Genomic DNA, 22,414 nt, shown 5'->3' on the forward strand with positions numbered 1-22,414 from the left:
GCGCCGCTGCTCGCCGTCCATCGGTGGATTTGCTGGCGCCCGTGATGCCTTCCGGGGGCGACCCCCGGGCCCCGCGAGGCGGGGGTGGCCGGTGTCAGCGGCTGCGGAATATACGCGCAATGGCCGCACGGCTCCCGAAGGGGCTCGCGGTGACGGCGCCGGCGGGGGGATCGCACTCGCGGGCGGTCTCTGATGGGGGCGGCGTCCGGCGCGCCTCGTGGGCACGTTCAGATCCCCCGGTCGCTCCTCTACTCCACCGGCCACGGCGCACTGGCCGTGTGGGCCTGGGCGACGTACGAGACGCTGATGCCGGACGGCCTCGGCGGGGGCCGCGTCCCAGTGGTTACTCGCCGGCGGTTCGTCGCCGAGCGGGCCGGAACGTCGACGACCGCCCTCGACGACGCGCGCCGCGACCCCCTGGCACCGGCGGCGGGCGGGCCGTACCTGTCCCGGTCGGCTCCACGTGGTTCGAAGCGCAGCGTGAAGCACGCCTGCCTTCGGCTGCCGAGGGAGACCGGCGAGGCCTTCGCTCCGGTGCCGTCCTGGACGCTGGACCTGGTCTGGGCCGGGCGGCGTCGCCCGGCCGGACGCGTCTCTCCCGACGCCTGGAGGCTGTGCGCGGCATGCGTCGACCCGATTCGCAGCCTTTGCGCGCCAGCTCGCTGGATCACCATGGCCTTGAGCAATCAAGATTGCGAGTAGTGCGACAGCCTCCCTTGAAGCATCACTCGCCAGGGATCACGAGACCCCCGTCGACCCGTTGGAGCGATTGAAGATCACGTTCGGCCGACGCGTTGTTGATCTTGCCGGTAGTCTCCGCTCCAAGTTCCGAAAATCGGGCGATTGAAGGAGATCCGGTGCACAAGCGAAGAAGCATCCTGGCGGCCGCGACGGCCGCGACCGCGTTGCTCATGCCCACTCTGTCAGTCCCACAAGCCGACGCCGCGGCCAAGACGTTCGTCATCCAGAACGAAAATTCCTGGCAGTGCCTGCGCGTCAAGAACCACAGCAAGGCGAACAACGCCCCCGTGGTCCAGTACTCGTGCACCGGGAATCCTCCGAAGCCCACCAAGTCCACGTATTGGAGACAGAGCGGCAACCGCATCGTCAACGCGTACACGGGCAAATGCCTGGGCATCAAGGGCGGCAAGAAGAAGAGCGGCGCGCCGCTCATCCAGAAGACCTGCAGCAGCAAGGCGTCCGACCAGAAGTGGGACTTCACGCTTAGCAAGGGCTGGACGACGATCCACTCCTGGGGCACCAAAAATCCCGGACTGTACATGGCGGTCAAGGGCTCCAGTGTGAAGGTGAACGCGCCGATCATCCTGGAGAAGGACCTGTATCCTGTCCCCCAGAGGCAGGTCTTCCTGAAGGCCCCCTGGCATTAGGCCAATTCTGCCGACATCAGCCGGTGGGTATTGGGCGGGGCGTCTGTCGACCCGGCCGATGCAGATGCATCGGTAACGGCGGTTGCGTCGCGACGTCTTGCGGCGGAGGGTTTCCGGCGAATCGGACGCGCGGGCGAACACGAAGAGGCCCCGGCGTCAACCGGGGCCTCTTTCGTACGAGCTGCTCAGGGGCCGATCAAGTTGCAGATCAGCCGGTGGACCTCGGCGTGTCGGAAGGCTGGCACCACCGGCCGGGTCGCGGGCCGATCGTCCAGCCACTCACGCCATAGCCACTCGATCCGGTCCAGCAGCACCGTGCCGTGCTCCGGGATGGGCTCAGCGATCTCACCGCGGCGCGGCTCACGGCGCACGACCTTGCACGCCAGCACACGCGGAAGCGGCGCGTCGTTGTAGGTGTCGCTGGAGACGATCAGGTACGGCGCGGCGTCGTCCTGACCCGTGACCTTGACCAGCCACACGTCACCGAACCGGACGGCTCAGGCGGCACCGGGCACCGCCCCGCGCCCTTCGCCGGCGTTCTTCGCCGTGATGCGCAAGGCGCCCCACAGTATCTCCTCATCGGTCGGCGGGAGCTCCTGGCGGCCGTCTCGGACGTCGGCCGAACGCGCGGCCCGATGCACGCCGCGATGTTCGCCTGCATGTACTTCGCAGGCCTGCGTCCGGCGGAGGCCGCCGGACTCCGCGAGAATGACTGCGAGCTCCCGGAGAGGGAATGGGGCCAGATCACCGTGACCAAGACCAGGTCGCAGGTCAGCAAGCGATATACCGACTCGCAGGAAAGCACCGCGAGGACGGTCTACGCCAAGTGCATCGACGGCCAGCGTGACGTCGCCAACAACGTCGCCAACCAGCGGATCCAGAAGGCACTCGTGGAATGACCGAGAACGAGGTCTCACGGAACATGCGCGGAATGATCAACGCGCTGGCACGACCAGTGCAGGGCTCCGACGCAGGTCAGGGCACATACGAGCGCGTTGATCAGCGCTCCACTCATAATCCCTTGGTCGTGGGTTCGAGTCCCACCCGCCCTACGAGGCGGGTATCCCTGTTCGACGCCCTTCGGGCGGCTTTGCCGGGGCCCGTGATGCCTTCTGGGGTGCGACCCCCCGGGCCCCCCGAGGCGGGGCTTCGCCCCGCGCGGCGTTCCCTGCTCGCCGCCTTTCGGGCGGCTTCGAGGGGGCTGGGGACAAGGTCGCGTAGCCCCAACCTTTCGTTGGGCCGTGAGTCCTATCCGGTGATCGCCCCGGCGGATGCGGAACGCCCCGCGGGGCCTCTGGGAAAGGCCGCCGCGGGGCGTCGTCCGGTCGGTGTCAGAGGTGGCCGAAGCGGCACTCCAGCGGGTGGGACAGGGTGACCGAGACGCCGTCGATCACCGGGCCGTAGCCGCCGCCCGTGGTGCTCGCGAAGCTGAGTGTGACGGTGGGAGTCAGGGCGCGGAACCGGAACCGCTCCTGGACGTAGCCGAGGTTCTCCCGCGTCTTGTCGGTCGTGTCGAAGGTGAAGTTCTTCTGGGTGGTGGGATGGCCGATGCCGTTCTGCGTCACCCTCGCGAATCCGCGCTTGATCGAGGATCCGCCGTCCGGGTTGCCGGCGAGGGAGAAGGTGACGGTGTAGCAGCCGCCGAAGCGGGTCGGGATCGGCTGCTCGATGGTTCCGGGTCCGTCGCCTTCGAGGTCGAGGGACTGGTGCCCCTCGGCGGCCTGCCAGAAGCCGGCGCCCACCAGGTCGACGGTCCCGTCGGTGACCTTCCAGCGGCCGATGGCGCCTCCGACACCGAATCTTGTGAAGGTGTTGGCGGGGACCGTCGGATTCTCGAACCCGCCGTCGGCGAAGAGCGGGACCGGGGTCTCCTGGGCGTGGGCGGGCTGGACGGCGGCCATGCAGAGGGTGAGGGCGCCGGCCGCCGGAAGGGCGGTGATCAATCGCGTGACGCGGGGCCTGAGGGTCGATGGAGAGGCCATGCTCTTCTCCTGGTTGTCGGCGTCGTCTGGGCTGGGCGTATCGATTGGCCGGAATGGGCATTGGCGCGCCCCACCGAAATCCGCCCGCTGACGGACTGTAATCAAATGATCTTGCTGTGTATTCGAGTCGTCGCAACCTGGGGCCGGATATGTACGTTGCGTTTGCTGTCGTTTACAGAACGCGTCGATCTGGGGGGTGGCTGCGGTGCTCTCTATGGAGTGCGGCCTCGGGTCGAGTTCCCGGTTTGGCCGGATGTGGCCAAAATGGAAAGTAATATCCCGCTGCGGGCAATGCGTCAGCGCCGGTGGCGTCCTGGGGGTGGCGCCGGCGGCCCGATTCCCTTGCGGTGCAGTTCGGCAGGGGGTTCCCGTGCGCATCCGGGGTCCCATCGGTCGCCGCGCATCTCGTGCGACTCCGGCCGATCGGAGGTCGCGCCCGACGTTCTACGCCGATTCGACGAGGCGACGCTACATTGAGGCTTGTATCCGTTACTGCGCGTGGGACACTGGGCGGATTCCGGTGTCCTGAGGGGAGCACATGATCGGGTCTCAGCCTGACGGCGAGGTGGCCGTGAGCAGTTTGTTCGGTCATCATCGTGGTGGTCCGACGGTGCTGCGTATTGTGCTGGGCGCGCAGTTGCGGCGGTTGCGTGAGGCGCGGGGGATCACGTGTGAGGAGGCCGGTGAGGCGATCCGGGCGTCGCATTCGAAGATCAGCCGGATGGAGTTGGGGCGGGTTCGGTTCCGGGCTCGTGATGTTGCTGATCTGCTGAGCCTGTATGGGGTGGGGGCTGAGGCGGAGCGGTCGGCGATGCTGGCGTTGGCGGAGCGGGCGAATGAGCCGGGGTGGTGGCATTCGTATTCCGATATTCTGCCGGGTTGGTTTGAGGTGTATATCGGGTTGGAGGAGGCGGCGTCGCGGATTCGCGCGTATGAGGTGCAGTTTGTTCCTGGGTTGTTGCAGACCGAGGATTATGCGCGTGCGGTGACGTTGCTGGGGCATCCGGATGCGCCGGGGCATGAGGTTGAGCGGCGGGTGGGGTTGCGGATGCGGCGTCAGTCGTTGTTGCGGGGGGAGGATCCGCCGCATTTTTGGGCGGTGGTGGATGAGGCGGCGTTGCGGCGGCCGTTGGGTGGTGCTGCGGTGATGCGGCGGCAGTTGGAGCATCTGATCGAGGTGACGGAGTTTCCGCATGTGACGTTGCAGGTGGTGCCGTTTCATCTGGGTGGGCATGCGGCTGCGGGGGGTCCGTTCAGTATTTTGCGGTTCGCGGAGCCGGATTTGCCGGATGTGGTGTATTTGGAGCAGTTGACCAGTTCGTTGTATCTGGATAAGCGTGATGATGTGGATAATTATTTGGCGGTGATGGAGCGGTTGTGCATCGACGCCGAGCCCGCCACCCGCATCCGCGACACCCTCAACGACATTCTTCGCGACCTCTGACGTATCGCGCCGCCGCGCCGATCCTGGGGCGAATGCGCGCTGCCCGCCGAGCCGGGTTTCAGAGCTCGCGGATGATCTTGCTGATCAGGTCCATGGACTCCTCCGGCGAGGCGCTCTGCACGCACAGGCGCTCCATCGCCGCGGTGTAGTGGTCCATGTCGTCGTCCTTCTCCAGGTACATCGCGCCCGTGAGCTGTTCGAGGTACGCGATGTCGGGCAGTTCCGGCTCGGGGAACCGCAGGATCGTGAAGGCCCCGGCCTCGCCGGCGTGACCGCCGACCCGGAACGGCATGACCTGAACCGTGATGTTCTCCCGCCGGGCGGCCTCGTGCAGCGCGCGCAACTGGGCCCGGGCCACGTCGACACCGCCGATCGGCCGCCACAGGGCCGCCTCGTCGATGACGGCCCACAGGCGTGGCGGATGCGGCTGGTAGAGGAGTCGCTGGCGGCGCATCCGCAGCTCGACCCGCCGGTCGATCTCGTCGGCGGGCGGATCGGACATGCCCTGGGTGATGACGGCGCGGGCGTACTCCGGCGTCTGCAGAAGGCCGGGGATGAACTGCACCTCGTACGTCCGGATGACCTGCGCAGCCTCTTCGAGGTCGACGTAGGGACGGAACCAGGCGGGCATCGCGTTGCTGTAGGCCTGGAGCCAGCCCGGTCGGCTGGCCTCCCGGACGACGGTGAGCAGGGCGTCGCGCTCTCCGCGGTCGTCGATGCCGTACAGCTTCAGCAGGGCGACGACGTCGTCCTCGTTGAGGCCGGCCCGGCCCTGCTCCAGCCGGCCGATCCTGCTCTCGGTGGCGTGGAGGGCCTCGGCGGCCTCCTTGCGGGTCGCCCCGGCAGCCTCGCGCAGGCGCCGTAGCTGCGCTCCCACGATTCTGCGGCGGACGGTGGGCCTGCTCACCGAATGCACTGCGACGGCCACGGGTCCCCACCTCCGATCACCATAATGCGGGCAGAGTCTGCCATTGATGACCACTGGTGAACAGACCTGACGGCCAACCGCGACCGAAATATCGTCAGGCATAAGGCGAATAGGGCGGATAGGCCCGTAGGGAGACGGCCGGCGGCGTGTTCCGCCTGCTCTCCACGCCGCTCAGGCGGTGGCGGCGACCTCTTCCTCCTCGACGCGGCGGTTCCACTCCGCCTTGCTCGCCCGCCAGCCCTCATCGTCCGTACCCCGGCGCCAGTACCCGGAGATGGACAGCTGGTCCAGGGACAGGCCCCGCTCGACGCGCAGGTGGCGCCGCAGCCGCTTGACGAAGCCCGCCTCACCGTGCACGAAGGCGTGGACCTCACCCGGCGGGAACTCCAGGTCGTGTACGGCCTCCACCAGTGCGTCGCCGACCTCCGCGTCGCCGCGGTGCAGCCAGACGATGCGGGCGTCGCCGGCGGTGCCGAGCGGCAGCTCGTCCTCCGCGTCCGCCACCTCGACGAAGACCCGGGCGGGTGTGCCCTCCGGAAGCCTCTCGAGCGATGCCGCGATCGCCGGGAGCGCGCTCTCGTCGCCCACCAGCAGGTGCCAGTCGGCCTTCTCGCTCGGCGCGTACGCGCCGCCGGGACCCATGAACAGCACGTCTTCACCGGGCTTCGCCCGGGCGGCCCACGGGCCGGCCAGGCCGTGGTCCCCGTGGTGCACGAAGTCAATGGTCAGCTCCTGGGCCTCCGGGTCCCACGAGCGCACCGTGTACGCGCGGGTGCGCGGCCACTGGTCGCGTGGAAGGTCGCGCCGTACGGCCTCCATGTCGAACGGCTCGGGGTACGCCACGCCCGGCACGGGGAACAGGATCTTCACGTAGTGGTCGGTGCACGCACCGGCGGGGAAGCCGTCCAGCTCCTCTCCACCGATCACCACCCGGATCATGTGCGGCGTGAGCCACTCGGTGCGGCGGACGCGTCCGTGGTTCAGGCGTCGACCTTGCCGGACGGGCGTGTCATTCGTCATGTGCCGCTCCTTGGCTTAGGTAAGCCTAACTTTACGGGGGATGGCGCTCATTTCCCACCCGTCGTGAGGGGGATCACGGCCGGCGCTGGCGCCGGCGGGGACGGGGCGAGCTCGACGGCTCCCGTGACATCTGTCATGGGTAAATCGGTGATGGCCCGCTCTATAGGGAGGACCACGGCTCTGCCAAGATCTGCGTTGTGGAGGTAACCGAGGTGCGGCTCAGGCCGCCGCGTCATCTGGTCAGTACAAAGGCCGTCGGCTATTGGACCCTGCGTGCGCTGGGGGGATGGCTCGCCGTCGTCGCCGTTCAGGTCGTCTGGATGCTCAATGACGGCGGGCATGCCCGGTGGCATGTCGCGGGGCTGATCCTGACCGGGGTGCTCGGCGCCGCGCACGTCATCGTCATGCCCCGGTGGCGGTTCCGCGTGCACCGCTGGGAGGTCACCTCCGAGGCCGTCTACACGCAGTCCGGTTGGTTCGACCAGGAGCGGCGCATCGCCCCGATCTCCCGGATCCAGACCGTCGACAGCGAGCGCGGCCCGTTCGAGCGGCTCTTCGGGCTCGCCAACGTCACGGTGACGACGGCCTCGGCGGCCGGTCCGCTCAAGATCCGCGGGCTCGCCCACGACGCCGCGGAGCAGCTCGTCGACCGGCTGACCGAGGGCACCGCGACCGACCGGAGCGACGCGACATGAGCGCGATCGAGCCGGGCACCGACGACTGGCAGCGACTGTCCACCCGCATGCTCCTCGTCCATCCGGTGCAGGAACTGCTGCGGGCGTGGCCGGTGCTCCTCGGCCTCGTCTTCGCCGGAACGGCCGGAGGGCACGGATCCTGGTGGAGCCTCGTCGCGACGGTCGTCGTCATACTCGGCGGGCTGCTGCGCTGGTTCACCACCACCTACCGCATCACCCCCGAACAGGTACAGGTCCGCAAGGGCCTCCTGCGGCGGCAGGTCCTGACCGTCCCGCGCGACCGGATCCGTACGGTCGACGTCACCGCCCACGCGCTGCACCGTTCGCTCGGGCTGGCCAAGGTGGAGGTCGGCACGGGCCGTACCGACCGCAAGAGCGACGGCGTGAAGCTCGACGCCCTGAACGCCGCCGAGGCCGCCAGGCTGCACGAGGAGCTCATGCACCGGGTGTCGGCCCCCGCGGCGGGCGCGGCCGAACGGCCCCGGGAGACGATCCTGGCGAGCATGCGACCGGACTGGGTGAGGTACGGCCCCTTCACGCTGACGGGATTCGTCACGGTCGGCGTCATCGCCGGCGTCGTATGGCGCTCACTCAACGAGGCGCACGTCGATCCCCGGCGCATCGGAATGCTGAGGGCGCTGCTGGACCGGTTCGACCGGACCCCGCTCGCCGTGGACGTGCTCGTCGTCGTGGCCGTCCTGCTCGTGGTCGTGGCGGTCGCGTCCACCCTGGGATACGTCCTGGCCTTCCACGGCTTCCGGCTCACCCGCAACGACGCGGGAACGCTCCACGTCACGCGCGGTCTCGTCACGACCCGGGCGATCACCATTGAGGAGCGGAGGCTGCGCGGCGTCGAGTTCAGCGAGCCGCTGCTGCTCCGGGCCGTGGGCGGCGCCCGGTGCATCGCCATCACCACCGGACTGCGGGTCGGGCGGGGCGCCGAACGCGGCGGGTCGGTGCTGCTGCCGCCCGCGCCGCGCGCCGAGGCCCTCAGGGTGGCCGGCGAGGTCCTGCGGGACGGCGTGCCCTTCACCGGGACGCTCGCCGGGCACGGCCCGCGGGCCACGCGGCGACGCTTCTCCCGCGCGATCGGCGCCGTACTGGTCGTCGTGGCGGCCGCCCTCGCCCTGTGGGGGCTCGGGGTGGTGCCCGCGTGGACGTGGCAGGCGGCCCTCGTCGTCGTGCCGTTCGCGGCCCTGCTCGCCGCCGACCGTGCGCACGCCCTCGGGCACGCCGTACTGAACGGCACCGTGGTCGGCCGCCGAGGCTCCCTCGTACGACGACGGAGCGTGCTGTCCTGCGAGGGGATCATCGGCTGGAACCTGCGACGGTCGTTCTTCCAGCGGCGCAGCGGCCTGGCCACGCTCGTCGCGACGACCGCGGCCGGGCGCCAGCGGGTGGAGGTCCAGGACGTCCCGCTGGAGCAGGCGCTCCGGACCGCCGAGGAGGCCCTCCCCGGCCTGTTGACGCCGTTCCTCGAGGGCTGAACTCCTCGACGCCGTCCGCGCGGATCCACGACGGCTGCGACCACGGTCTCTCTCAGCGCTCGCGCAGGGCTCCGGCGGGCAGGGCGATGAGGGCGGTCATGACCGCCACGAGCGCGAGCGCGGTGGTGAGCGAGGTCGCCTGGGCCACGAAGCCGATGACGGGTGGGGCGATCATCCATCCGCCGTACCCCACGGTGCCGACGGCGGCCACCGCGGTGCCGGGGTCCCGGCCGGGGGTCCGGCCGGCGGCGCTGAAGGTCAGGGGGACGACGGTCGCCATCCCGAGCCCGAGCAGGACGAAGGCGACGATGACCACCGGCGTGACGGGCACGAGGAGCCCCACGGCCAGGCCGACGGCGCCGATCACGGCCGCCGCGCGGACCACGCGGGGCGCTCCGAACCGTCCGACGACACGGTCGCCGGCCAGGCGGGCGGCGGCCATGGACAGGGAGAACCCCGCGTAACCCCACGCCGCGACGTCGGAGGTCGCGTGCGCGGTGGTCCGGAGGTACACCGCGCTCCAGTCGGCCGCGGCGGCCTCGCCGAACAGGCTGCAGAAGGTGATGACGCCGAGCACGAGCAGGGCGCGGTCCGGTCGCGCGAAGACCTTCCCGGCGGCCGACGGGGGCGCGGGCGTGAGCCAGGTGCCGCACAGGGTGCCGACCACGGCGATGACGACACCCACGGTCAGCAGGTGGCCTGGTGCCGCGATGCCGGCCCGGGCGACCAGGCCGGCGGTCGCGGAGCCGATCAGCCCGCCGATGCTCCACAGGCCGTGCAGCCCGGACATGATCGAGCGACCGTAGCGTTCCTGGACCGTGACGCCCTGGGCGTTCATCGCCACGTCGAGGACGCCGCCGGCGGCGCCGAACAGCAGGAGCGACCCGAAGATCGACGGCATGCCGGGCGCGAACGCCGGCAGCGGCAGGGTGACCGCGACCGCGATGACCATCGCGCGCGTCAGGGTGCGGCTGTCGACCCGCGCGCTCAGCCACGCGGCGATCGGCATGCCCGAGAGCCCGCCGATCGCCGCGCCCATCAGCGCCAGTCCCAGGCCGGCCGAGGACAGGTGCCGGGTCTCCTTGACCCAGGGGATACGGGCGGCCCAGCTTCCCGCCGCGATGCCGTGCAGCGCGAAGACGGTCGCGACGGCGAGCCGGGCCAGGCGATCCCGGCGCGTTGGACCGATCGAAACGGACGTTGAAGACACCTCACCATGATCGCGGACAGACGGCGGGTGACAAGGCCGCCCGTGAAGGCCGTCCCCCGGGATCGCGGACGCGGGTGACGGACCGCGGCCGGTCAGCGGCGGTGGCGGCCGTGGACGCGCATGGGGCGGCCGTCGAGGACGTGCCGCAGGCGGCTGTTGTTCCGCCCGTACAGCAGGTAGACGGCGAGCCCGAACGCCATCCACACCCCGAAGTACTCCCACGTGCGCAGGTGCAGGTTGAGCATGAGCCAGGCGGTGGCGCCGATCGCCAGGATCGGCGTCACCGGCACGGCGGGCACGCGGAAGCCCCGCGGCAGGTCCGGACGGCTGCGGCGCAGCGCCATCACGCCGGCCGACACGAACAGGAAGGCGAACAGCGTCCCGATCACGATCATCTGCTGGAGCGTGAGGACGCTGACCTTCCCGAACGTCCAGACGTCGACCTGGGACAGTGCGATCGCCGTGAACCCGACCACGAGGGCGGCGCGGGTCGGCACCTTGTACCGGTTGCTGATCACGGCCAGCGACGCGGGGAGCAGACCGTCCCGCGCCATCGCGAAGATGACGCGGGTCTGGGCGACCATGACGACGAGGATGACGGTGGCCAGGCCGATGACCGCCCCGACGTCGATGACCAGGCCCATCGCGCTGGAGCCGACCGCGTTGAACGCGCTGGCCAGCGGCGTCGCCGGGTCGAGCTTGGCGTACGGGACCATGCCCACCATCGCGATCGCGACGCCGACGTAGAGGGCGATCGCGATGAGCAGGCTGACGATCATGCCCTTCGGTACCCGGCGGGGGGCGTCCTGGGTCTCCTCGGCGGCGGTGGCGATCAGGTCGAAGCCGATGTACGCGAACGCGATCGCGGACGTGGCGGCGAAGATGCCGAACAGGCCGAACGCGTGCGGCGTGCCGCCCATGATGAGGTCCAGGACGGTCCGGTCACCCCCGGCGGGCACGGGGCGGGCGGGCGGTACGAACGGCTTGAGGTTGGCGGGATGGAAGAACAGGAGACCGCCGGCGATCACCAGCCCGATCGCGATGACCTTCGCCAGGACCATGAACCACAGGGCGTAGAGGCTGAGCCGCGCGCCGATGGCCACGACCACCGCCAGCACCACGAGGATCAGGAGGGCGAACAGGTCGAAGCCCGTCTCGTGCCCGACGACGCCCGCGATGGAGGCGGGCACGTGGATCGCGGAGATGCCGGAGAAGGTGCCCAGATCGGTGATGAGCTGTGTCGCGTACAGCGACCATGCCCGGCCGACCACTGCGGCGGCGAGTTGCAGCTCCAGCATGAGCGCCCAGCCGATCACCCAGGCCCAGATCTCGCCGAAGGCGACGTAGGTAAAGGAGTAGGCGCTGCCCGCGACCGGCATCGTGGACGACAGCTCGGCGTAGGACAGCGCCGACAGCAGGCAGGCCAGGCCCGCGATGACGAAGGAGACGATCACCGCAGGCCCCGCCGTGGTCGCGGCCTGCTGACCGGCGATCTTGAAGATGCCGGCGCCGACCATCACGCCGAGGCCCAGCACGATCAGGTCGCGCGTCTTGTAGACCAGGGAGAGGCGGTGGCGGCCGCCGTAGTTCGGGTTGACGGTCTCCTCGACCGGAAGTCGGCGGAGCAGATTGTTGCGGAACGGCGCCTGGACGCTCAACTCCTGTGGTCCCCCCTGTATTTCGGCTGGCAGAGCCCGCGCCGCCAACTGAGTCCTCAAGCCCCAAGGATGTCCAAATTCCTCTTGAATCACAAGGTCATGACCCATTAGCGGCTTTTCAGAAGGTTCACGAGTGTTCGGCCGTGATTGGCCGACCGCCTGGAAGGCGGAGCCACGGGATGGCAAGGTGGGCGCAAGCGTTCACCGTGGGTCAGGAGATCTACATGCGCCGCAGACATGCCGTCCTCGGGCTCGCCGCCCTCGCCCTGGCGACCCTGACCGCGCCGGCCCAGGCGCGCCCCCTGCCCGGGCACCTCGCGGCCGCCGCTCCGCCCGAGGGGAAGCAGGCGGTCGCCGTCGGATACGGCGGCGCGGTCTCCAGCGTCGACCTCGACGCCACCAGGAGCGGCATCGAGGTGCTCAGGCGCGGCGGCAACGCCGTGGACGCGGCGGTCGCCACGGCCGCGACTCTCGGCGTGACCGAGCCGTTCGTCGCGGCGATCGGCGGCGGCGGCTTCTTCACCTATTACGACGCGCGCACCCACAAGGTCTCGACGATCGACGGCCGCGAGACCGGTCCGACCGGGATGACCAAGGACATCTTCATCGACCCCAAGACCGGCAAGCCGTTGCCGTTCGACGAGGCGGTCACGAGCGGTCTGTCGGTCGGCGTTCCCGGCACGCTCGCGACGTGGGACAAGGCGCTGCGCCGCTTCGGCACCCGCCGGCTCGGCACCCTGCTCCAGCCGGCGATCAAGGTGGCCGACCACGGCTTCACCGTGGACCAGGAGTTCTACGACCAGACCGCGATCAACGTCGACCGGTTCAAGGCCATCGTGCCGACGCGGGAGCTGTTCCTGCCGGGCGGGAAGCCGCCGGCCGTCGGATCGACGTTCCGCAACCCCGACCTCGCCGGCACCTACCGCCAGATCGCCCGGCGCGGCGCCGACTGGTTCTACGACGGCGCGCTCGGCACCGAGATCGCCGGCACGGTGCGCAAGCCGCCCGTCGACCCGAGTACCACCCGCAACGTCCGGCCCGGCGTCATGCGGACCTCCGACCTCTCCGCCTACCACGCCCTGCGGCGCGCACCGACCCACGTGAACTACCGCGGGCTGGACGTCTACGGCATGGCCCCGCCCTCCTCCGGTGGCTCCACCGTGGGCGAGGCGCTGAACATCATGAAGGACGTCCACTTCAGCGACCCCGTCCAGGCCCTGCACACCTACCTCGAGGCCTCACGGCTCGCCTACGCCGACCGGGGCGCGTACGTCGGCGACCCGGCGTACGTCGACGTGCCGCTGAAGACGCTGCTGTCCGACGGGTTCGCCCGGTCGCGTGCATGCCTGATCAAACCGGACGAGGCGGCCAAGAGCCCGGTACCCCCGGGCGACCTGAAGGCGCACACCTGCGCGACCCCTCAGGGGCCGGCCCAGAACCTGCCGTACGAAGGGCCGCAGACGACCCATCTGGTGACCGCCGACCGATGGGGCAACGTCGTCTCGTACACCCTGACGCTCGAGCAGTTCGGCGGCAGCGGGCTCACCGTGCCGCACCGCGGGTTCATCCTCAACAACGAGATGACCGACTTCGACTTCACGTCCTCGACGCCGGCGGGCTACCCCGACCCGAATCTGCCCGCGGCCGGAAAGCGGCCCCGCAGCAGCATGGCGCCCACGATCGTGCTGAAGAACGGGCGGCCGTTCCTCGCCGTCGGCTCCCCGGGCGGGTCGACCATCATCACCACGGTGCTGCAGATCCTGCTGAACCGCGTGGACCTGGGCATGACGCTGCCCCAGGCCGTGGCCGCGCCCCGCGCCACCCAGCGCAACACCCCGCAGACGTTCGCCGAGCAGGCCTTCATCGACCAGTACGGTGCCGCGCTCAAGGCCAAGGGGCATGACCTCGCGGTGTTCCCGGGACCACCGGCCGGTGTGATCGGCGCGGCGGCCGGCGTGGAGTTCCTCGGCGGCGGCCGGCTCCAGGCCGTCGCCGAACCCGTCCGGCGTCACGGCGGCAGCGCCATGGTCGTCAGCCCGAGCCGATGAGCGCCGGTCCGCCCGCGAGCGTTCTTGCCGGCCGCCGGCCGCTCCGTGATCGTTCCGGAATGATTACGTGATCACTACGGGAGACGAGCGCAGGTCAGGGCTACCATCGAGCGGGGAAGGGAGCCGTTGATGGCCGAGGCGTACGTCCAGGTGACGACGACCACCGACTCACGCCACGAGGCGGCCGAGATCGCCCGGTCGGCGGTCACCGACCGCCTCGCCGCCGCCGCCCAGCTCGTCGGACCCATCGCCAGCACCTACTGGTGGGAGGGCGAGATCGAATCGGCCGAGGAGTGGATGGTGGTGTTCAAGACCACCGCCGAACGCTTCGAGGCCCTGGCCGCCCAGATCGCCGAGCGGCACTCCTACGACACCCCCGAGATCATCGCCACCGCCGTCGTCGCGGGCAGCGGCGACTACCTCGCCTGGGTCCGCGAGCAGACCACGGCCTGACCCCGCGCGGCGGTGAAGGCGACGGACCGTGTCAGGTCGCACCGCCGTATCCGCTCCGACGCACGCCTCGACGGCGTGTGAATCCTCTGCTCCGGGGAAATAATCATTTACTTGCGCCGGTCGCGTGTCTCCCCGCGCCGGCACGACCTCCCGAGGCGGTAGCGATGAGCGAGGACTACGGGCTGTTCGGTCCGGGATCCGTGACCTGGAAGGTGATGGGGGAGCCGGTCCAGATGGTGGGCGGCTTCCGCGCGCTGATCCTGCAGGCGCTGCATCCGCCGTCCATGTGGGGCACCGCGCAGAACTCCGAGCTCATGGACCCGCGCGCGGCCTGGGCCCGGCTCGGCCGCACCATCGAGTTCGTCCGCGTCCGGACGTACGGCACCCTCGACGAGGTCGAGCGGGTCGGCCGCCGGGTCCGCAACGTCCACTCCCGGCTGACCGGCTTCCACCCGGTCACCGGCGAGATCTTCCGGATCGACGAGCCGGAGAACCTCCTCTGGGTGCACATGGGAGAGGTCGACTCCTACCTCGACATCGCGCTGCGCTCCGGCGTGCCGCTCACCCCGGAGGAGGCCGACGCGTTCGTCGACGAGCAGCGCCGTTCGGGGGCGGTGGTCGGGCTCGACCCCGCCGGCATCCCCGCCTCGGTCGGCGAGATGAGGGCCTACTACGAGGAGATGCGCCCGAAGATCTACGCCTGCAAGGAGGCCAGGCAGGGTTTGCGGCGCCTCTACAACCCGTCCGTACCGCGCCGGATGCTGCCGCTCAAACTGGCTGCGCCGAGCATCGCCACCCTCGTCGTCGCGACCCTGCCGCGATGGGCGCGTCGCATGTACGGTCTGCCGGCCACGCCGCTGGAGGACCTCTGGGCCACCACCACGCTCAAGGCGCTCTATCGCGGCACCCAGATCGTTCCCGAGCAGTGGCGCTACTCGCCCGACGCCCGCCGGGCCCGCCGCCTGACCCGAGAAGCGACCCCCGACCTCGCCGCCGCCTCCTGACCGCCCCCTGCGCCTCTGCTTCGCGTTGACTCTGGGCGTGTCGCCGTTTCGACGCCGCACGGAAGGGCGTTTCTCCCGAAGTCAGGCGGAGGGCGGCGGCGTACGGATCAGGCGAGGAAGGCGGCGAGTTCGGCGAGGAACTCGGTGGGCCTCGTCTCGTGTACGAGGTGTCCGGCGTCGATGGTCACGAGGTCGTCCAGCTAGCGGGCGGGGACGTTCCAGGAGCCGATGACGGGGCGGTCGTGCTCGGCGCCGAGGGCGGAGATCGTCCCGGTGTCGAGGCGGAAGAGCCGGCCGTCGGCGGGCGGCAGGCCGAGGTACCGGGCGGTCAGCACGCGCAGCACGTGCCCGTGCGCGACCAGCGCGACGTCGCCCTCGGCGAGATCCGGCCGAACGTGCTCGATGACCGCGTCGACCCGCGCGCCGACCTGCTCGACGGTCTCGCCGCCGGGCACCCCGTCCGTCCAGAGGTACCAGCCGGGACGCTCCTCGCGGATGTCGGGCGTGGTGCGGCCCTCGTACGCGCCGTAGTCCCACTCCCAGAGGCGCTCGTCGGTCTCGACGCCCGTCAGCTCGGCCAGTTCGGCCGTGCGCTGGGCACGTTGCGCCGGGCTCGCCAGGATCAGCACGATGTCGCGGTCGGCGACGAGCGGCGCGAGCGCCTTGGCCTGCTTCTCGCCCCGTGGCGTCAGGGCGACGTCGGTGCGGCCGGTATGCCTGCCGGTGCGGCTCCATTCGGTCTCACCGTGGCGCAGCAGGATCAATTCCCCCATGGGGGCACCATACGGGACGCCGACGGAACGCCCCTCTTTCGCCCTCCGCGCCCGGAACCGGCTCAGCGCGGCCGAGGCGCGGGCGCCCCCGCAGGCCCTGCGAGGGCGTCTCGCGCCGGCCGCGGTCAGGCCAGGACGTCCTCCAGCGCGGTCGCCTGGAGGCCGTGCGCTTCGGCGACCGGCTCGCTGACCAGCGCGCCGTCGTGGGTGCTGAGGCCGAGCGCCAGCGCGGGGTCGTCCCGCAGCGCGGTGCGCCAGCCCTTGTCGGCGAGCGCCACGGCGTAGGGGAGCGTCACGTTCGTCAGCGCGAACGTGGAGGTGTTCGGCACGGAGCCCGGCATGTTCGCGACGCAGTAGAAGACCGACTCGTGCACCTTGTACGTCGGGTCGGCGTGCGTCGTGGGGTGGGAGTCCTCAAAGCAGCCGCCCTGGTCGATGGCGATGTCCACGAGCACCGAGCCCGGCTTCATCCGGGACACCAGCTCGTTGGAGATCAGCGTCGGGGCCTTGGCACCGGGGATCAGCACGGCGCCGATGACCAGGTCGGCGTCCAGCGCCTCCTGCTCGATCGCGTACGCACTGGACACCAGCGTCTTCAGCCGGCCCTGGTAGATCGCGTCGATGTGCCGGAGCCGGTCGACGTTGACGTCCATCACCGTGACGTCCGCGCCCATCCCGACGGCGATCTGCGCGGCGTTCAGCCCCGAGACCCCGCCGCCGATCACCACCACCTTGGCCGGTGCGACACCGGGTACACCGCCCGGAAGGACTCCGCGGCCACCGTTGAAACGCATCAGGTTGTACGCGCCGACCTGCGGGGCGAGCCGGCCGGCGACCTCCGACATCGGCGCGAGCAGCGGCAGGGACCGGTTCGGCAACTGCACGGTCTCGTACGCGATCGAGGTGACACCGGCGTCGAGCAGCGCCTGCGTGCACGGGCGCGAGGCCGCCAGATGCAGGTAAGTGAAGAGCGTCTGGCCCTGCCGCATCCGGGGGTACTCGTCCGCGATCGGCTCCTTGACCTTGAGCATCAGGTCGCCGGCCGCCCACACGTCGTCGGCGGTCTCCAGGATCTTGGCGCCGGCGCCGATGTAGTCCTCGTCGGGGATGGACGAGCCTGCGCCGGCCCCGCGCTCGATGAGGACATCGTGGCCGTGCCGGACCAGCTCGTGCACACCCGCGGGCGTGATGGCCACGCGGTATTCGTGGTTCTTGATCTCGCGGGGTATGCCGACCTTCACGTTTCCTCCTCATGGTGCCTACTCCCCCAGGGTGGCCGGGGAAGACCCACAGAGGCGGCGCCAACATGTATCCGCATCGCCAAGGATGCTGACAGCATGTCAGCAGGTCGACGAGCCGTCCCGGGGGCGGGTGAAGACGGCGTCCAGGTCCGGGGCTCCGGTGGCCAGCACGAGCACCTCGTCGCCCGCCCGCATCCGCGTGTCGCCGCGCACCGGCACCAGGCGTCCGCCACGGATGACGAAGCTGATCCACACGTCCTCGCCGCACGGCAGGTCGTCCACGGTCATGCCGTCGGCGGCCGAACCCGCCCGCACCTGGTAGCGATGCAGGCCCTCGGGTTCCTCCTGGAACCGAACGCCCAGGCTCCACGGCTCGGGTTCGACGACGCGCAGCGGAATGCGAAGGCGGCGGGCGAGCGCCGGCACGAGGCCGCCCTGGACGATCACCGAGAACGCCACGACCACGAAGATGATCTCGTAGGCGCGCCGGACGCCGGGCAGCCCCTCCTGCAGGATGAACAGCCCGAGGAGGATCGGCACCGCTCCCTTCAGGCCCGTCCACAGCACGAAGATCCGCTCGTTGCGCCGGAGACGCACCGGCCACAGCATCAGGCCGACGAACAGCGGGCGGATGACGAAGGCCAGCGCCGCGGCGAGGATCAGCCCGATCCACCAGGCACCGCCGTCGCCGAGCTCGCCCAGGTGGATCGTCAGGCCGAGCATGATGAAGGCGACGATCTCGGCGAGGCTCGCCAGCGACGAGTGGAACCGCTCGATCTCTCGTTTGTACGGCGCGCGCTCGTCGCCGAGCAGGATTCCGGCCGCGAAGACGGCGAGGAAGCCCGAGCCGTGCGCGATCGTCGCCAGCCCGTAGATCGCCAGCGCGCCGAAGAGCACGCGCAGGGCGTACAGCCCCTCACTGGGAAGCGGGATGCGCCGCATGAAGGCCAGCAGGGCCATCCCGCCGGCGATGCCGACGGCCGCGCCGATGACCATCTGCTGAAGGAACTCGACCGTGACCTGACCGACCGCCGAGGTCCCGCCGCCGGTGGCGCCCAACACGGCGACCAGCAGGGCGATGCCGACCGGATCGTTGGCCCCGGACTCGCCCTCCAGAAGGGTGCCGGTGCGCCCGGCGATCTCCCGGCGGCCCAGCACGGAGAACACCACGGCCGGATCGGTGGGAGCGAGGGCGGTGCCGAGCAGCATCGCCAGGCGCCAGTCGATGCCGAACGCGTAGTGGGCGAGCAGGGCGACCGCCGCGCCGGTGACGAGCGTCCCGGCGACCCCGATCCAGACGGTCGCGGCGGCCGCGGACCGGAAACGGCGCCGGCCGATGTGCATCCCGCCGTCGAACAGGATCACCGCGAGCGCCACGGTGACGATCTTCTCGGTCGTTGGAAGCGACACCGCGCCGAGGGGGGGCCACAGGTCCGAGGCGACCGCCGCGCACACCAGGAAGATCGCCGGTGCGGGGATCCGCGCGCGTTCGCTGAACCGGTTGGACAGCACGGCCACCGTGCCGATCAGCGCGGTCAGGAGGACGGCGAGTCCGAAACCTTCGACGTCTGTCACGGCGGCTGCCTCTTCCTCAGGGGACGACAAGGACAGAGCCGACCAGACTTCCCGGCACACCTGAGGTCTTAACGCTATCTATCCGCGGCGCATCAGGTGACCGCGGGCCGCCGTGTCCGCGCGCCCGTTACGTTCCTCCCCGGAGCGGCCCCGGGGCAGGTGTGCCCGGGGCCGCGGGTGCCCGCGTCAGGAGATGCCGAAGATCCGTTCGATGACGTTGATGCCGAAGTAGGCGACGAAGATGACTGAGATGAGCCACAGCAGCCAGCCGGCCCACCGGCCGCGGGCGGTCTGGATGAGGGTGTAGGCGATGACGCCCGCGCCCACGCCGTTGGTGATGGAGTAGGTGAACGGCATCGTGACGATCGCGAGGAAGGCCGGAATCGCGATGTCGAGGTCGGACCATCCGATCTTGGCGACCTGGGTCATCATCAGCGCGCCGACGATCACGAGGGCGGGGGCGGCGGCCTGCGCCGGCACGACGGCCGCGATCGGGGTGAGGAAGAGCGTCACGGCGAACAGCAGTCCCGTGACGATGTTGGCCAGGCCGGTCCGGGCGCCCTCGCCGATCCCCGCCGCCGACTCGACGAACACGGTGCCGGCGGAGGAACTGGTGAGGCCGCCCAGCATCGCCGACAGGCCGTCGACGGCGAGGACGCGCCCCAGCCGGGGTACGCGTCCCTCCTCGTCGAGCAGCCCGGCCTCCTCGGTGAGCCCGAGGATCGTGCCCATCGCGTCGAAGAAGCCGCTCAGCACGAGGGTGAACAGCACGACCAGGGCCGTCAGCACTCCGGCCCGGCCGAATCCGCCGAACAGGTCGACCTTGCCGAGCAGCCCGAAGTCGGGGGTCGAGACGAGCTTGGAAGGCAGCTTCGGCACGACCGTGCCCCAGGCCTTGGCCGCGATGGTGGCGTTGCTGTTGATGACGACGGCCAGCACCGTGGCCACGGCGATGCTCAGCAGGATCGCCCCGGGGATGCGGCGGACGTACAGGACGATCATCAGCAGCAGTCCGATGACGAACACGACGACCGGCCAGCCCGTGAGGTGGCCGCCGGCTCCCAGGGTGAGCGGCGTGCCCTCACCCTTGCCGACGAAGCCGGAGTCGACCATGCCGATCAGCGCGATGAAGGCGCCGATGCCCGCGGCGATGGCGTGCTTCAGCGCCAGCGGAATGGCGTTCATGATCCGTTCGCGCAGTCCGGTGACGGCCAGGATCACGATGACGACGCCCTCGAGCACGACGAGGCCCATGGCCTGCGGCCAGGTCATGTGCGGCGCGGCCTGGAAGGCGACGACCGCGTTGATCCCCAGCCCGGACGCCAGGGCCAGCGGCGCGTTTCCGACCAGTCCCATGATGAGGGTCGAGATGGCGGCCGCCAGCGCGGTCATGGTCGTCAGCTGGGGGATCGACAGCCGCGCGCCGGTGACGTCCGTCGCTCCGCCGAGGATGATGGGGTTCAGCAGGATGATGTAGGCCATCGCCACGAATGTGGTGACGCCGCCGCGTACCTCGCGCGCCACCGTGGTCCGGCGTGCGGTCAGGTCGAAGAAGCGGTCGAGGGGACCTCCGGCCTCCAGCCGCGTCGTCATTCGGGGGCTCCGTTTCGCAGGGCTCGGCGCACGGCCTCCGACGAATCGATCATGGCGGGGATCGTCAGGGTCTCGGGCCGCAAGGGTGACGTCGGAAGACTAGCCGCTCAGGTGGTGTCCGGGACCCGCCGGTATGTGGGAATGAGGGCGGCCGTGCGCGGCCTGGGTGGTGCGTCTCGCGCCGAGGGCGCCGCGGAGCGGTGCGCTTCCGGGATCAGCGGGTAATGAGGGGGATCACCGCTCCTGCTTTGTGGAGATCCGCAGCCCGCCGCGTACGGCGGTCATCCCGATGCGGGGAGCCGCGCGGGTTTCGACGTCAGCGGAAAGGTCTTCAGTAAGAAGGGGGCGAAAACTATCCTTTCTGGTACAAGTATTGTCGGTGGTACGGATCGGGTCGAGTAGGGTCGGCCGGGTTCGCCGCTGATGAGGGGTGTGATCCTGAACTGCCCTGGTTGGCGGGGGAATGGTCCGTTTGTCGGAGATTGGGTCGGACGGGCCTTCCTCAACCTCGCCAGGGAATCAACCACCCCTCCTGATTCTCCGTCGATTTTTCCGTAAAAGTGGGTCAATGTGGACAGTCACCAATCGCTCGGGCAACGGATCCGCTGGGCGCGGATGCGTCAGGGCCTATCTCAGGCACAACTGGCTCTTCCCGAGCTGTCCGACAGCTACGTCTCCTTGATCGAGAGCGGTAAGCGCACCCCGACCCCCGATGTCGTACGGCTCCTGGCCCGTAAGCTCGGTTGCTCGGCGTCCTACCTCTCCAGTGGCATCGACGAGGCGACGCAGGACCGGCTGCAGACGACGCTCGACCGTGCCGAGAGCGAGCTGCGGAACGGCCGGGCGGCCGAGGCACGCGACCGGTTCGCGGAACTGCTGGCCGACCCGGCGCTGGCCGCCCTGCCCGAGCCGGCACGCCGCGTCCGGTGGGGACACGCGCTCGCCCTGGAGGCGTCCGGTGCGCTGGAGGAGGCCCTGCGCGAGTTCGCGGCCCTCGGGTCGGCCCTGTCGCCGGAGTACGACACCGATGAGTGGATCCGGGTCAATGTCGCCGCCGCCCGCTGTCACCGGGAGAAGGGCGACCTCGCGCTGAGCGCGGCGATGGCCGAGCGCGCGTTCGCGCAGGTGACCGCGAGGCAGGGGCCGTGGAGTGACGAGACGGTCAAGCTCGGTGCCACTCTCGTCGGCGTCTATCTCGAACGCGGCGACCTGGTCAGCGCGCGACAGCTGACCGACCGGCTGGTCGAGCGCGCGGAGGCGACGGGCAGCCCGGCCGCCCGGATGGCCGCCTACTGGGAGGCCGCGCTCGTCGCGAAGCACCAGACGGACTTCGACACGGCGGTGACGTACGGGGAACGGGCGCTGACGCTTCTCGGCGAGGTGGCCGACCTGCGTGACGTCAGCCGGTTGCGGGGAGAGTACGCCACCCTGATGCTGCTCGCCCGGCCGCAGGACGCCGGGCGCGCCCGTGACGAGCTCGAACGCGCCCTCCACGAGCTGACCGCCACCGGGGCGCCCGAGATCGACATCGCCTGGTGCCTGACCGAGCTCGCCCGTGCCGAGCTGGCGATGGGCGAGGCGCGGCGGGCCGCCGACCGGGCGAACGAGGCGCTGAAGCTTCTCGACGACGAGCCCCGGCCGGCCACCGCCGGCGCGCTGATCGCGCTCGCCGAGGCGACCCTTAGGCTCGGTCGGCCGGAGGAGGCCGCGGCGACGCTGGACCGTGCGATGACATGTCTCGGGCAGATCGGCCCCTCCCGCGAGGCGGCCCAGGGCTGGTTCCGCCTCGCCGAGCTGCTGTCGGACGCCGGCTCTCCGCAGCAACGGGCGGACGCGTACCGGCGGGCGCTGGCCTGCGCGGGACTGTGACGGCAGGCAGGCGTTTTCGCGGTCCGGGCGACCCGTATCCAGAGGG

The 22,414-nt window shown here is 70.3% G+C and carries 20 protein-coding genes; 10 read left to right on the forward strand and 10 right to left on the reverse strand.

All coding sequences use genetic code 11. The features are described from left to right. Positions 1-192 precede the first annotated feature (192 nt). Positions 193-702, forward strand: a complete 510-nt coding sequence (locus NE236_RS11365) for a hypothetical protein (RefSeq protein ID WP_252841864.1) — start codon at positions 193-195, stop codon at positions 700-702. A 155-nt stretch (positions 703-857) separates the two neighbouring features. Beyond that, positions 858-1,388: an RICIN domain-containing protein gene (locus NE236_RS11370; RefSeq protein WP_252841865.1), complete on the forward strand. Its 531-nt coding sequence runs from the start codon at positions 858-860 to the stop codon at positions 1,386-1,388. Between the two features lie 185 nt (positions 1,389-1,573). Here the strand turns inward: NE236_RS11370 and NE236_RS11375 are convergent, their stop codons facing one another. Next, the gene (locus NE236_RS11375) at positions 1,574-1,867 is read right to left on the reverse strand and encodes a hypothetical protein (RefSeq protein WP_252841866.1); all 294 of its coding nucleotides are present in this window, start codon (positions 1,865-1,867) and stop codon (positions 1,574-1,576) included. 180 nt (positions 1,868-2,047) lie between these two features. Here NE236_RS11375 and NE236_RS11380 point away from each other — a divergent pair, with 180 nt between their 5' ends. After that, entirely contained in the window at positions 2,048-2,287 is a 240-nt protein-coding gene (locus tag NE236_RS11380; protein WP_252841867.1) for a site-specific integrase, read from the forward strand. 432 nt (positions 2,288-2,719) lie between these two features. Here the strand turns inward: NE236_RS11380 and NE236_RS11385 are convergent, their stop codons facing one another. Beyond that, positions 2,720-3,370: a choice-of-anchor C family protein gene (locus NE236_RS11385; protein ID WP_252841868.1), complete on the reverse strand. Its 651-nt coding sequence runs from the start codon at positions 3,368-3,370 to the stop codon at positions 2,720-2,722. A gap of 538 nt (positions 3,371-3,908) precedes the next feature. Between NE236_RS11385 and NE236_RS11390 the strand changes: the two genes are divergently transcribed. Next, positions 3,909-4,814 carry a Sco1979 family transcriptional regulator gene (locus NE236_RS11390; protein ID WP_252841869.1) on the forward strand — a complete coding sequence of 302 codons (906 nt, stop codon included), beginning with the start codon at positions 3,909-3,911 and terminating at the stop codon, positions 4,812-4,814. A gap of 58 nt (positions 4,815-4,872) precedes the next feature. Here the strand turns inward: NE236_RS11390 and NE236_RS11395 are convergent, their stop codons facing one another. Both NE236_RS11395 and NE236_RS11400 read right to left on the reverse strand, forming a co-directional pair. Beyond that, entirely contained in the window at positions 4,873-5,742 is an 870-nt protein-coding gene (locus NE236_RS11395; protein WP_252841870.1) for a Sco1979 family transcriptional regulator, read from the reverse strand. 171 nt (positions 5,743-5,913) lie between these two features. Continuing rightward, positions 5,914-6,762 carry a siderophore-interacting protein gene (locus tag NE236_RS11400; protein ID WP_252841871.1) on the reverse strand — a complete coding sequence of 283 codons (849 nt, stop codon included), beginning with the start codon at positions 6,760-6,762 and terminating at the stop codon, positions 5,914-5,916. 197 nt (positions 6,763-6,959) lie between these two features. On the opposite strand from NE236_RS11400, the gene NE236_RS11405 reads away from it, so the two are divergent. Further along, positions 6,960-7,457, forward strand: a complete 498-nt coding sequence (locus tag NE236_RS11405; protein WP_252841872.1) for a PH domain-containing protein — start codon at positions 6,960-6,962, stop codon at positions 7,455-7,457. Next, on the forward strand, positions 7,454-8,944 hold the full coding sequence (locus tag NE236_RS11410; protein WP_252841873.1) for a PH domain-containing protein: 1,491 nt from the start codon (positions 7,454-7,456) through the stop codon (positions 8,942-8,944). Before NE236_RS11405 ends, NE236_RS11410 begins: the two co-directional genes overlap by 4 nt. A gap of 52 nt (positions 8,945-8,996) precedes the next feature. Here the strand turns inward: NE236_RS11410 and NE236_RS44420 are convergent, their stop codons facing one another. Further along, positions 8,997-10,154 carry an MFS transporter gene (locus NE236_RS44420; protein ID WP_252841874.1) on the reverse strand — a complete coding sequence of 386 codons (1,158 nt, stop codon included), beginning with the start codon at positions 10,152-10,154 and terminating at the stop codon, positions 8,997-8,999. A 92-nt stretch (positions 10,155-10,246) separates the two neighbouring features. Next, the gene (locus tag NE236_RS11420; protein ID WP_252841875.1) at positions 10,247-11,812 is read right to left on the reverse strand and encodes an amino acid permease; all 1,566 of its coding nucleotides are present in this window, start codon (positions 11,810-11,812) and stop codon (positions 10,247-10,249) included. A gap of 224 nt (positions 11,813-12,036) precedes the next feature. Between NE236_RS11420 and ggt the strand changes: the two genes are divergently transcribed. The 3 genes from ggt to NE236_RS11435 all read left to right on the forward strand — a co-directional run bounded on the left by ggt (position 12,037) and on the right by NE236_RS11435 (position 15,317). Continuing rightward, complete coding sequence (gene ggt, locus NE236_RS11425) at positions 12,037-13,860, forward strand: gamma-glutamyltransferase (RefSeq protein ID WP_252841876.1); 1,824 nt, start codon at positions 12,037-12,039, stop codon at positions 13,858-13,860. Between the two features lie 129 nt (positions 13,861-13,989). Continuing rightward, positions 13,990-14,313, forward strand: a complete 324-nt coding sequence (gene cutA / locus NE236_RS11430) for a divalent-cation tolerance protein CutA (protein ID WP_252841877.1) — start codon at positions 13,990-13,992, stop codon at positions 14,311-14,313. Between the two features lie 164 nt (positions 14,314-14,477). Then, entirely contained in the window at positions 14,478-15,317 is an 840-nt protein-coding gene (locus NE236_RS11435) for an oxygenase MpaB family protein (RefSeq protein WP_252841878.1), read from the forward strand. 200 nt (positions 15,318-15,517) lie between these two features. Here the strand turns inward: NE236_RS11435 and NE236_RS11440 are convergent, their stop codons facing one another. The 4 genes from NE236_RS11440 to NE236_RS11455 all read right to left on the reverse strand — a co-directional run bounded on the left by NE236_RS11440 (position 15,518) and on the right by NE236_RS11455 (position 20,499). Continuing rightward, positions 15,518-16,090, reverse strand: coding sequence for a histidine phosphatase family protein (locus NE236_RS11440; RefSeq protein WP_252841879.1), 573 nt, complete (start codon positions 16,088-16,090; stop codon positions 15,518-15,520). 125 nt (positions 16,091-16,215) lie between these two features. Continuing rightward, positions 16,216-17,331 (reverse strand): alanine dehydrogenase, encoded by a 1,116-nt coding sequence (ald, locus tag NE236_RS11445; RefSeq protein ID WP_252841880.1) that lies wholly within the window; start codon positions 17,329-17,331, stop codon positions 16,216-16,218. 99 nt (positions 17,332-17,430) lie between these two features. After that, positions 17,431-18,906, reverse strand: coding sequence for a potassium/proton antiporter (locus NE236_RS11450; RefSeq protein WP_252841881.1), 1,476 nt, complete (start codon positions 18,904-18,906; stop codon positions 17,431-17,433). A 186-nt stretch (positions 18,907-19,092) separates the two neighbouring features. Next, positions 19,093-20,499 (reverse strand): NCS2 family permease, encoded by a 1,407-nt coding sequence (locus NE236_RS11455; protein ID WP_252841882.1) that lies wholly within the window; start codon positions 20,497-20,499, stop codon positions 19,093-19,095. 570 nt (positions 20,500-21,069) lie between these two features. On the opposite strand from NE236_RS11455, the gene NE236_RS11460 reads away from it, so the two are divergent. After that, a complete protein-coding gene (locus NE236_RS11460; protein ID WP_252841883.1) occupies positions 21,070-22,368 on the forward strand; it encodes a helix-turn-helix domain-containing protein in 1,299 nt (432 codons plus the stop codon). Positions 22,369-22,414 lie beyond the last annotated feature (46 nt).

The organism is Actinoallomurus purpureus (genome assembly GCF_024055795.1).
In the GTDB taxonomy this organism is placed as follows: Bacteria; Actinomycetota; Actinomycetes; order Streptosporangiales; family Streptosporangiaceae; genus Actinoallomurus; species Actinoallomurus purpureus.